Consider the following 11,610-nt stretch of genomic DNA (forward strand, 5'->3'; position numbering starts at 1 on the left):
AGTAACATAAAAATCAGAAAGATGAGGGATGACGATGAGCCATTTGTTAACGATGAGTGAATTATCGGAATTAGAAATTTCAGAAATCCTAAAAGACGCAGAAGATTTTGCGAATGGAAAAGAGAGCAAAACGACAGAGCAAACTTTTGTTGCAAACTTGTTCTTTGAGAATAGTACGAGAACGAGATTTAGCTTTGAAGTTGCTGAGAAGAGATTAGGACTTGATGTTTTAAACTTTTCAGCTGATGCATCTAGCGTACAAAAAGGAGAAACTTTATACGATACGATAAGAACACTAGAATCAATCGGAACAAAAGCAGTGGTCATCCGCCATGAGCAAGATCGCTACTTCGATGAACTAAAAGATCAGGTGAATATCCCGATCTTAAACGCTGGAGATGGATGTGGAAACCACCCAACGCAGTGCCTACTCGACCTTCTTACAATTAAACAAGAGTTTGGAAGATTTGAAGGTTTGAAGATTGCAATAGTAGGAGATGTTCGTCATAGCCGAGTAGCGCGTTCTAATGCAGAAGCATTAACGAAGCTAGGTGCAACAATTTACTTTGCAAGTCCAGAAGAGTGGAAAGATGAAGACAACACATTTGGAACATACAAACCATTAGATGAACTTGTTCCGGAAGTGGATGTAATGATGTTACTTCGTGTACAACATGAGCGTCATGATCACTATGAAACAGACATTATGAAAGAGTATCATGAGAAACACGGATTAACAGTGGAAAGAGAAAAGCGTATGAAAGAAGGAAGCATTATTATGCATCCAGCTCCTGTAAACCGAGATGTTGAAATTGCAAGTGAACTTGTTGAGTGTGAGCGTTCACGCATATTTAAACAAATGGAAAATGGAGTTTACGTAAGAATGGCTGTACTAAAACGCGCCTTACCAAATGTATTAGGAGGAATGAAACATGAATTATTTGTTTAAAAATGGTCGTTATATGAATGAAGAAGGAAAAATCGTAGCAACGGATCTTCTCGTACAAGACGGTAAAATCGCTAAGGTAGCAGAAAATATTACGGCAGATAATGCTGAAGTAATCGATGTGAACGGAAAGTTAATCGCACCTGGATTAGTAGATGTACACGTACACCTTCGTGAACCAGGTGGTGAACATAAAGAAACAATTGAAACAGGTACGCTAGCAGCGGCAAAAGGTGGATTCACAACAATTTGCGCAATGCCAAATACACGCCCAGTACCAGATTGCAGAGAACATATGGAAGACTTACAAAATCGTATTAAAGAAAAAGCGCATGTTAACGTACTACCATATGGAGCAATTACAGTACGTCAAGCGGGTTCTGAAATGACAGATTTCGAAACGTTAAAAGAACTTGGAGCATTTGCTTTCACTGATGACGGTGTAGGTGTACAAGATGCTAGCATGATGTTAGCTGCTATGAAACGTGCAGCGAAATTAAATATGGCAGTAGTTGCGCACTGTGAAGAGAATACTCTTATTAATAAAGGTTGTGTACATGAAGGGAAGTTTTCTGAGAAACACAGATTAAACGGTATCCCATCAGTATGTGAATCTGTACATATTGCAAGGGATATACTGCTTGCTGAAGCGGCAGATTGTCACTATCACGTATGTCATGTAAGTACGAAAGGATCTGTACGTGTTATACGTGATGCGAAACGCGCTGGAATTAAAGTAACAGCAGAAGTAACACCCCATCACTTAGTGTTATGTGAAGATGATATCCCATCAGCTGATCCTAACTTTAAAATGAACCCACCGCTTCGCGCTAAAGAAGATCATGCAGCATTAATTGAAGGTTTATTAGATGGAACAATCGATATGATTGCAACTGATCATGCACCGCATACAGCGGAAGAGAAAGCGCAAGGAATTGAAAGAGCACCGTTCGGAATTACTGGTTTTGAAACAGCATTCCCACTTCTATACACAAACCTTGTGAAAAAAGGAATTATTACACTAGAACAGTTAATTCAATTCTTAACAGAAAAGCCAGCTGATACATTCGGCTTAGAAGCAGGTCGCCTGAAAGAAGGTAGAACAGCTGATATTACAATCATTGATTTAGAACAAGAAGAAGAGATTGATCCAACAACATTCTTATCAAAAGGAAAAAACACACCATTCGCAGGTTGGAAATGCCAAGGATGGCCGGTAATGACAATCGTTGGTGGTAAGATCGCATGGCAAAAGGAGAGTGCATTAGTATGAAAAGACAACTTATCTTAGAAGATGGAACAGTATTAATTGGAACAGGTTTCGGAGGAGAAATCGAAAAGTCAGGTGAGGTTGTATTTACAACAGGAATGACTGGATATCAAGAAACATTATCTGATCCATCATATTGCGGTCAAATTGTAACATTCACGTACCCATTAATCGGAAACTACGGCATCAACCGTGACGATTTTGAATCGATTCACCCATCTGTAAATGGTTTAATCGTAAACGAAATTTGTGATCACCCATCAAACTTCCGTAATGAAATTTCGTTAAATGACTATTTAAAAGAAAGAAACATTCCAGGATTAGCAGGAATTGATACGAGAAAATTAACGAGAAAAATTCGTCAATACGGTACATTACGCGGACGCCTTTGTAACATGGATGCAGATGTAGAATACATCGTAAGCCAATTAAAAGCGACAGTATTTACAGACCATGTAAAACGCGTATCAACGAAAGATCCATACCCAAGCCCAGGCCGCGGACATCGTGTTGTATTAGTAGACTTCGGTATGAAACATGGTATTTTAAGAGAATTAAATAAACGTGATTGTGATGTAATTGTAGTTCCTTACAACACGACAGCTGAAGAAATTTTACGCCTTAGCCCAGATGGAATTATGTTAAGTAACGGACCTGGGGATCCAAAAGATGTACCAGAAGCAATCGAAATGTTAAAAGACATTATCGGTAAAGTTCCTTTATTCGGAATTTGCCTAGGACACCAACTATTCGCTTTAGCATCTGGTGCGAATACAAGTAAGTTAAAATTCGGTCACCGTGGTTTAAACCATCCAGTAAAAAATCTTGCAACTGGAAAAGTAGCAATTACATCTCAAAACCATGGTTACGCAGTAGAAGAAGAATCAGTTGAAAATACAGAACTTGAAATTACACATGTTGCTTTAAATGATGGAACAGTAGAAGGTCTTCGTCATAAGAAGTTCCCAGCATTTACAGTTCAATACCATCCAGAAGCTTCAGCAGGACCAGAAGATGCAAATGATTTATTCGAAGATTTCTTAACAATGATTGAAAACTTCAAGAAAGAAGGGGAAGAGTTATGCCAAAACGCCTAGACATTAACACAATTTTAGTAATCGGATCAGGACCAATTGTAATTGGGCAAGCAGCGGAGTTTGACTACTCTGGAACACAAGCTTGTCAATCTCTTAAAGAGGAAGGTTACAAAGTAATCCTTGTTAACTCTAACCCAGCGACAATTATGACAGATACTGCAACAGCAGATAAAGTATACATTGAGCCTTTAACATTAGAATTTGTAAGCCGAATCATTCGTAAAGAACGTCCAGATGCAATCTTACCAACATTAGGCGGTCAAACAGGTTTAAACATGGCTGTTGAACTTGCAAAATCAGGCGTACTTGAAGAATGCGGAGTTGAAATTTTAGGAACAAAATTATCAGCAATCGAGCAAGCGGAAGATCGTGATTTATTCCGTACATTAATGCAAGATTTAAATGAACCAACACCACCAAGTGAAATTATTCATAACCTTGATGAAGCATATGGCTTTGTAAACGAAATTGGTTATCCAGTAATCGTTCGTCCAGCATTCACATTAGGCGGAACGGGCGGCGGAATTTGCCATAACGAAGAAGAGTTAATTGAAATCGTAACAAGTGGTTTAAAACATAGCCCAGTAACACAATGTTTATTAGAGAAAAGTATTGCTGGTTGTAAAGAAATTGAATATGAAGTAATGCGTGATTCAAATGATAACGCGATTGTAGTATGTAACATGGAAAACATCGATCCAGTTGGTGTTCATACAGGTGATTCTATCGTTGTAGCACCGAGCCAAACGCTAAGCGACCGTGAATATCAAATGTTACGTAATACTTCATTACGAATTATTCGTGCACTAGGAATTGAAGGTGGATGTAACGTTCAGCTTGCACTAGATCCATATAGCTTCCAATACTATGTAATTGAAGTAAACCCACGTGTAAGTCGTTCATCTGCATTGGCATCTAAAGCAACTGGATATCCAATTGCGAAATTAGCAGCGAAAATTGCAGTCGGCTTAACATTAGATGAAATCGTAAACCCAGTAACACAAAAAACTTACGCTTGCTTCGAGCCAGCATTAGACTATGTTGTTTCAAAAATTCCACGCTGGCCATTTGATAAGTTTGAATCAGCGAACAGAACACTTGGAACGCAAATGAAAGCAACTGGTGAGGTTATGTCAATCGGACGTAACTTAGAAGAATCATTATTAAAAGCGGTTCGTTCTTTAGAGCTTGGCATTTATCACTTAGAATTAGACCACTTAAAAGAACTTGATAAAGAAACAATGAAAAAACGCATTATTAAAGCAGATGATGAGCGACTGTTTATCGTAGCAGAAGCAATTCGTCAAGGTGTAACGAAAGAAGAGATTAACGAATGGTGTGAAATGGACTTCTTCTTCTTACAAAAAGTTGAAAACATCGTAAATATGGAACGCGAAGTAAAAGCGAATGTAGGAAATATGGAAGTACTACAAACTGCAAAAGAAATGGGCTTCAGCGATCACTACATCGCAGCAGCTTGGAACAAAACGGAGCGCGAAATTTACGATATGCGTAAAGAAAATAATATGACGCCAGTATTCAAAATGGTAGATACTTGTGCGGCAGAGTTTGAATCTGCAACACCGTATTACTACAGCACATACGCTGATGAGAACGAATCAATTGTAACAGATCGTAAGAGTGTAGTAGTTCTAGGATCTGGTCCAATCCGCATTGGTCAAGGTGTTGAGTTTGACTATGCAACAGTTCACTCAGTATGGGCAATTAAAGAAGCTGGATATGAAGCAATTATTATTAACAATAACCCAGAAACTGTTTCAACAGACTTCAGTATTTCTGACAAATTATACTTTGAACCATTAACGATTGAAGATGTAATGCACATCATCGATTTAGAAAAACCAGAAGGTGTTATCGTTCAGTTCGGTGGACAAACGGCAATTAACTTAGCGGCAAAATTAGAAGAACATGGTGTGAAGATTTTAGGAACATCACTTGAAGACTTAGACCGTGCAGAAGATCGTGATAAATTCGAAGCTGCTTTAACAAAACTTGGTATCCCACAACCAGTTGGTAAAACAGCAACGACTGTAGAACAAGCGGTAGCAATCGCAGAAGAAATTGGTTACCCAGTATTAGTAAGACCATCTTACGTACTAGGTGGACGTGCGATGGAAATCGTATATCGTCAAGAAGAACTACTGCACTACATGAAAAATGCAGTTAAAGTTCACGCAGATCACCCAGTATTAATCGACCGTTACATGGTCGGTAAAGAAATTGAAGTAGATGCAATTTCAGACGGTGAGAATGTATTCATTCCAGGTATTATGGAACATATTGAACGCGCTGGAGTTCACTCTGGTGACTCAATTGGAGTATATCCACCACAAAGCTTATCTGAAAAATTAAAAGAACAAATCATTGAACATACTATTGCACTTGGAAAAGGATTAAACATTGTTGGATTACTAAATATCCAGTTTGTAGTATTCAAAGATCAAGTGTACGTAATTGAAGTAAATCCACGTGCGAGCCGTACAGTACCATTCTTAAGTAAAATTACAGGTGTACCAATGGCAAACGTTGCAACGAAAGTTATTTTAGGTCAAGACCTAGTAGAGCAAGGATACGGAACAGGCTATCACCCAGAAGAGAAAGAAGTATATGTAAAAGCTCCGGTATTCTCATTCGCGAAACTACGCTCAGTTGATACAACATTAGGACCTGAAATGAAATCAACAGGGGAAGTAATGGGTAAAGATTTAACGCTTGAAAAAGCATTATACAAAGGGTTAGTTGCTTCAGGAATTAACATCCCAACGCACGGATCAGTAATCATTACTGTAGCGGATAAAGATAAAGAAGAAGCAATGGAAATTGCAAAACGTTTCCACGAAATCGGCTATAACTTATTAGCAACAGCTGGAACAGCACAATCGTTAGCAGAGCAAAACATTCCAGTGCAAGTTGTTAATAAAATTGATTCTGAAGAATACAACTTACTTGATATTATCCGTCAAGGAAAAGCACAGTTTGTAATCAATACATTAACAAAAGGCAAACAACCAGCGCGTGATGGTTTCCGCATTCGCCGTGAATCAGTAGAAAATGGTGTGGCTTGCTTAACATCACTTGATACAACGAGAGCAATCTTACGAGTATTAGAATCTATGACATTCTCAGCTCATTCAATGAAAGAAATTACGCAAACAAAGCGTCACGAGGTGGTACATGCATGATGCAAAAGCAAAATATGATCGTCGTTAATCAAAAAGAAATCGCAAAAAATATTTACGAATTAGTGCTTCAAGGAACTTTAGTACAGCAAATGAACGAACCAGGGCAGTTTGTACACATTAAGGTGGCAGAGGGCATTGCGCCCCTTCTGCGCCGCCCGATTAGTATTTGTAATGTAGATCAAGAGAAGAACGAATTTACAATGCTATATCGTGCAGAAGGACAAGGGACAAAAACATTAGCAACTAGAAAACAAGGTGAAATGGTAGACGTACTAGGACCATTAGGACACGGTTTTCCTGTAGAAGAAGCAGAAGCTGGTCAAACAGCATTACTAGTAGGCGGGGGAATTGGTGTACCACCACTTTATGAATTATCACAGCGCCTCGTTGCAAAAGGTGTACGTGTGATTCACATCTTAGGTTTTCAAACGAAAGATGTAGTTTTCTATGAAGAAAAATTTGCAGAACTTGGTGATACGTACGTTGCGACAGTAGACGGTACACACGGTACAAAAGGATTTGTCACAGATGTAATTGATCATTACGGAATTGACTTTGATATTCTTTATTCATGTGGTCCGTTAGCGATGCTTCGTGCATTAGAAGGACGTTACAAAGAGAAAAAAGCCTATATTTCATTAGAAGAACGTATGGGCTGTGGTATTGGAGCTTGTTTCGCATGTGTATGCCACTTACAAGAAGATCCAAGTGGACATTCTTACAAGAAGGTGTGTAGCGACGGACCAGTATTTCCAATCGGGGAGGTTGTACTATGAACAGATTGCAAGTTGAATTACCGGGATTATCATTAAAAAATCCAATTATACCAGCATCTGGATGCTTTGGGTTTGGTCGTGAATATGCACAGTTTTACGATTTAAGTGTACTAGGATCAATCATGATTAAAGCGACGACAGAACAACCACGCTATGGAAATCCTACGCCTCGTGTTGCTGAAACACCGGGAGGCATGTTAAATGCAATCGGACTTCAAAACCCAGGATTAGAAAAAGTAATGAATTCTGAATTACCATGGTTAGAACAATTTGACCTTCCAATCATTGCAAACGTTGCAGGTTCACAAGCTGAGGATTACGTAGCGGTTGCAAAGGAAATTTCTAAAGCGCCTAATGTCCATGCACTAGAATTAAATATTTCTTGTCCAAACGTAAAAACAGGTGGTATCGCCTTTGGTACAAATCCTGAAATTGCTGCTGATTTAACGAAGCGGGTAAAAGAGGTTTCTGAAGTACCTGTATACGTGAAGTTGTCACCGAACGTGGCAAACATTGTGGAAATTGCAAAAGCGATTGAAAATGCAGGTGCAGATGGTTTAACGATGATTAATACATTGCTTGGTATGCGTCTAGATTTAAAAACAGCTAAACCAATTTTAGCAAACCGTACAGGCGGATTATCAGGTCCTGCGATTAAGCCAGTAGCAATTCGTATGGTACATGAAGTAAGTCAAGCGGTTAACATTCCAATTATCGGAATGGGCGGTATTGAAACAGCGGAAGATGTAATTGAATTCTTCTACGCTGGCGCAAGCGCAGTTGCAGTAGGTACAGCGAACTTTATCGATCCGTTCGTATGTCCGACAATTATTGAAGAGTTACCAGCATTACTAGATGAATTAGGATTTGATCACATTTCGGAATGTCAAGGAAGGAGCTGGAAGCAAACATGTCACAGTCGTTAATCGTTGCACTAGATTTTCCAGGGAAACAAGATGTAGAACAATTCTTGCGCCACTTTGAAGGGGAAGAGTTATTTGTCAAAGTTGGTATGGAGTTATTTTATAAAGAAGGCCCTGCAATTATTACGTACTTAAAAGAAAAAGGACATAAGATCTTTCTAGATTTAAAACTTCATGATATTCCGAATACAGTAAAAAGCGCTATGCGTAGCCTAGCTAGTCTAGATGTAGATATGGTAAATGTTCATGCTGCTGGGGGAAGCAGCATGATGAAAGCTGCGATTGAGGGATTAGAGGAAGGTAAGCAAGAAGGAAGAGAGAGACCGATTTGTATTGCAGTTACACAACTAACAAGCACTTCGGAAGCTATGATGAAAAAAGAGATTGGCATTGAGAAAACGTTAGAAGAAGCGGTTGCTCATTATGCAAAATTAACGAAAGAAAGTGGACTTGATGGCGTTGTTTGCTCAACGCTTGAAGTTCCAAAATTACGTGAAGTATGCGGAGATGAATTTGTAACAGTAACACCGGGGATTCGTCTTGCAAGCGATGATGTAAATGACCAGGTGCGCGTAGCAACACCGAAACGTGCGAGGGAACTTGGCTCAAGCTACATCGTAGTTGGACGTAGTATTACAAAAGCAGAAAATCCGCTTGAAGCGTATAAAACAGTAAAACAACAGTGGGAAGGTGTAACAGTATGAAAAAAGAAATCGCATCGCATTTATTAGAAATTGGAGCAGTATTTTTACAACCGAATGATCCATTCACATGGTCTTCAGGTATGAAATCACCAATTTATTGTGATAACCGTTTAACTTTATCTTATCCAAAAGTACGTCAAGCAATTGCAGCTGGATTAGAAGAGTTAATTAAAGAGCACTTCCCAACTGTAGAAGTTATTGCAGGAACAGCAACTGCTGGTATTGCGCACGCTGCATGGGTAAGCGATCGTATGGATTTACCAATGTGCTACGTACGTAGTAAAGCAAAAGGTCACGGTAAAGGGAACCAAATCGAAGGAAAAGCTGAAAAAGGTCAAAAAGTAGTAGTCGTAGAAGACTTAATTTCAACTGGCGGTAGTGCTATTACATGTGTTGAAGCACTTCGCGAAGCTGGCTGTGAAGTATTAGGAATCGTATCAATCTTCACATACGAGCTTGAAGCAGGAAAAGAAAAATTAGAAGCAGCTAACGTAGCATCATATTCTTTAAGCGACTACAGTGCATTAACTGAAGTTGCAGCAGAAAAAGGTATGATCGGACAAGCTGAAACGAAAAAATTACAAGAGTGGCGTAAAGATCCAGCTAACGAAGCTTGGATCACAGCGTAACACGAAAAAAGACGACTGCGGGGGAACGCGGTCGTCTTTTTATATCACTGTTAAAACTTCATGTAAAGAGCATATAGTAGGAATATTGTACTTGGGTTGCGAGTTATCCCGATTTAACCATATCCCTTGCATTCCAGCTGCTGTACTACTAATTGCATCAGTCTCTAATCGATCGCCAATATAATAGCAATCTTTCATTTCAAGATTCAATTGTAATACGGCTTTGTGAAATATTTCAGGGTCTGGTTTTGATATCCCGAGTTCACTAGAAAGTAAAAATATATTTGAAATATTGTAGAATGTTTAGAGCAGTTAATTTTTCGATTTGTTGTTCATAGTCACCATTACTAATGATACCTAATGAGTGTCCTCTTTGCTGTAAGGTTTGTAATGTATGGAGTACATCTTCAAACAGGGTCCAGTTTTTCTTATATAGTTCTATATATTGATTGAACCTATGCTGAGATTCTTCGGGTGATACGTTTACTCCATATGTTTTAAATAAATGATACATTCGCATCCCTTGTTGTTCTTGAAAAGATAATTCCTTGGATAAAAATTTGTTGAAATATTTATCGGATAATTCATGCCATAGCTTCATGGCCTCTAATTCGTTTCCTAAAAAAATATCATTATACTTTTGGAAGAAATGTGAGATGCCATTTTCCTCAGCATTGTCGTAATTAAGTAAAGTTCCATCAATATCAAAGAAAATCATAGTATAATCTCCTTGTTAAGAACTATTTAGCGTTTTCCACAACTTCATAACCTCTCACAAACAATAGAGTCATATAAGAAACAATAAATGAGAAGATGCTATACATGCCAACCCAAAAGAAAAACTTCGGAGTAAAGGCGATAACACCTATTATTAAAAAACTAGCAAACGTTACAATCGGCATGACGTAATACGTTTTCGTCTTGCGTGTTCCAACAACAGAAAGGATAAAGATAAATAACGGACAAATTAATAAGACGAAAATCAATTCATTCATAGGTATGTCCCCTTTTCTAATTGCAGTAATCTGTTTCTCGTAAACGTTTTGAAATAATTACTCTCCTAATATAATTTCGCTAAGTAATAACGAATCCCTCTTGAAAACTGATAATTCATGATGAATTTTACAAGCAAAAAACGTAAGCAAGAGAAAACTTGCTTACGCTATAGAATAAACATCGCAACGATCGTGGTGACAATTAAGCCAATCAAAACTGGTAAAAAGTTTCGACGCGCGAGTTCAAATGGATCCACTTTACAAATAGCAGCGGCAGGAATAAGTGCCCAAGGAATTAACGTCCCGCCCCCAGTCCAAATAGCTGCAATTTGCCCGAGTGCTGTTAATGTAGCTGTTCCATGTCCAAGTGCTGTTCCGAAAAGATTGGCAATGGAACCAGCAAGCGATATCCCTGAAAAGCCTGAACCATCTAAGCCGGTAATGACACCAACGATAGTTAATGTCCCTGCCGATACATATTGATTTAAAGGAACAGTTTGAGATAAGGCGATCCCTAAGTCGTTAATGATTCCGTGTGAACCTTTCGGTAAATAGTCCCCGATAATTTTCACAAAGCCACTATCTCCTAAATAAAAGAGTGCAGCGATAGGAATAACTGGTCCGAAAATTTTAAAGCCAAATTGGAGCCCTTCTATAAAATAATCGGTCGTCTTATTTAATCCATTACCTTTGTAGGCGATGAGAGAAATGATGATAATCATAATAACAGTTGTTCCACCGATAAGTGCAGTTGCGTCACTTCCTTGTAGTTTAAATTGAATCATGCAAAGGATATCAATGATATATACGATCGGAATACAAATAGCGAGCCATTTTTTTATACGAGGAGATAATGAAGTGAGCGTTTTAGAAGACGCAGTTGATGGAATAGATTTTTGTATAGATAAGCCTGTATGGAACTCTTTTCGTAAGAAGAAAAAAGCGACGGAAGTTGTCACAACGCCCATAACGATAACGAGTGGAACACTTGCAGATACGACGCTGGAAACAGGGAGACCAGCAGCGTCTGCGGTTAATTTTGGTGCGCCTTGTATAACGAAGTCGCC

Annotated in this window: 9 protein-coding genes and 2 pseudogenes; 8 read left to right on the forward strand and 3 right to left on the reverse strand. The window is 38.7% G+C overall.

Annotated elements, in window-relative coordinates; translation table 11 throughout:
* Positions 1-34 precede the first annotated feature (34 nt).
* The 8 genes from pyrB to pyrE are packed head-to-tail and all read left to right on the forward strand — an operon-like array spanning position 35 to position 9,548.
* Positions 35-949 carry an aspartate carbamoyltransferase gene (gene pyrB, locus AC0NJG_RS07140; RefSeq protein ID WP_087954475.1) on the forward strand — a complete coding sequence of 305 codons (915 nt, stop codon included), beginning with the start codon at positions 35-37 and terminating at the stop codon, positions 947-949.
* Entirely contained in the window at positions 933-2,219 is a 1,287-nt protein-coding gene (gene pyrC, locus AC0NJG_RS07145) for a dihydroorotase (RefSeq protein ID WP_474062944.1), read from the forward strand. The genes pyrB and pyrC overlap by 17 nt, the downstream gene beginning before the upstream one ends.
* Positions 2,216-3,313: a carbamoyl phosphate synthase small subunit gene (locus tag AC0NJG_RS07150; protein ID WP_000828682.1), complete on the forward strand. Its 1,098-nt coding sequence runs from the start codon at positions 2,216-2,218 to the stop codon at positions 3,311-3,313. Before pyrC ends, AC0NJG_RS07150 begins: the two co-directional genes overlap by 4 nt.
* Positions 3,298-6,516: a carbamoyl-phosphate synthase large subunit gene (carB, locus tag AC0NJG_RS07155; protein WP_001126108.1), complete on the forward strand. Its 3,219-nt coding sequence runs from the start codon at positions 3,298-3,300 to the stop codon at positions 6,514-6,516. Before AC0NJG_RS07150 ends, carB begins: the two co-directional genes overlap by 16 nt.
* Entirely contained in the window at positions 6,513-7,292 is a 780-nt protein-coding gene (pyrK, locus tag AC0NJG_RS07160; protein WP_000983358.1) for a dihydroorotate oxidase B electron transfer subunit, read from the forward strand. Before carB ends, pyrK begins: the two co-directional genes overlap by 4 nt.
* Positions 7,289-8,218: a dihydroorotate oxidase B catalytic subunit gene (gene pyrD, locus AC0NJG_RS07165; RefSeq protein ID WP_001081057.1), complete on the forward strand. Its 930-nt coding sequence runs from the start codon at positions 7,289-7,291 to the stop codon at positions 8,216-8,218. The genes pyrK and pyrD overlap by 4 nt, the downstream gene beginning before the upstream one ends.
* Entirely contained in the window at positions 8,203-8,919 is a 717-nt protein-coding gene (pyrF, locus tag AC0NJG_RS07170) for an orotidine-5'-phosphate decarboxylase (RefSeq protein WP_087954476.1), read from the forward strand. The genes pyrD and pyrF overlap by 16 nt, the downstream gene beginning before the upstream one ends.
* Complete coding sequence (pyrE, locus tag AC0NJG_RS07175) at positions 8,916-9,548, forward strand: orotate phosphoribosyltransferase (protein WP_000711446.1); 633 nt, start codon at positions 8,916-8,918, stop codon at positions 9,546-9,548. Before pyrF ends, pyrE begins: the two co-directional genes overlap by 4 nt.
* 39 nt (positions 9,549-9,587) lie before the next feature.
* Here the strand turns inward: pyrE and AC0NJG_RS07180 are convergent.
* The 3 genes and pseudogenes from AC0NJG_RS07180 to AC0NJG_RS07190 all read right to left on the reverse strand — a co-directional run.
* Positions 9,588-10,266: pseudogene (locus AC0NJG_RS07180) on the reverse strand (HAD family hydrolase).
* A gap of 22 nt (positions 10,267-10,288) precedes the next feature.
* Positions 10,289-10,543, reverse strand: coding sequence for a YbeF family protein (locus AC0NJG_RS07185; protein WP_087954478.1), 255 nt, complete (start codon positions 10,541-10,543; stop codon positions 10,289-10,291).
* A gap of 167 nt (positions 10,544-10,710) precedes the next feature.
* Positions 10,711-11,610, reverse strand: a pseudogene (locus AC0NJG_RS07190) (hypothetical protein); the annotation flags it as partial.

It is taken from the genome of Bacillus sp. SSR7 (assembly GCF_055902415.1).

Coding starts and splice junctions, on each gene's coding strand:
- pyrB (WP_087954475.1), top strand. CDS start 35: ATGAGCCATTTGTTAACGATGAGTGAATTATCGGAATTAGAAATTTCA.
- pyrC (WP_474062944.1), top strand. CDS start 933: ATGAATTATTTGTTTAAAAATGGTCGTTATATGAATGAAGAAGGAAAA.
- AC0NJG_RS07150 (WP_000828682.1), top strand. CDS start 2,216: ATGAAAAGACAACTTATCTTAGAAGATGGAACAGTATTAATTGGAACA.
- carB (WP_001126108.1), top strand. CDS start 3,298: ATGCCAAAACGCCTAGACATTAACACAATTTTAGTAATCGGATCAGGA.
- pyrK (WP_000983358.1), top strand. CDS start 6,513: ATGATGCAAAAGCAAAATATGATCGTCGTTAATCAAAAAGAAATCGCA.
- pyrD (WP_001081057.1), top strand. CDS start 7,289: ATGAACAGATTGCAAGTTGAATTACCGGGATTATCATTAAAAAATCCA.
- pyrF (WP_087954476.1), top strand. CDS start 8,203: ATGTCACAGTCGTTAATCGTTGCACTAGATTTTCCAGGGAAACAAGAT.
- pyrE (WP_000711446.1), top strand. CDS start 8,916: ATGAAAAAAGAAATCGCATCGCATTTATTAGAAATTGGAGCAGTATTT.
- AC0NJG_RS07185 (WP_087954478.1), bottom strand. CDS start 10,543: ATGAATGAATTGATTTTCGTCTTATTAATTTGTCCGTTATTTATCTTT.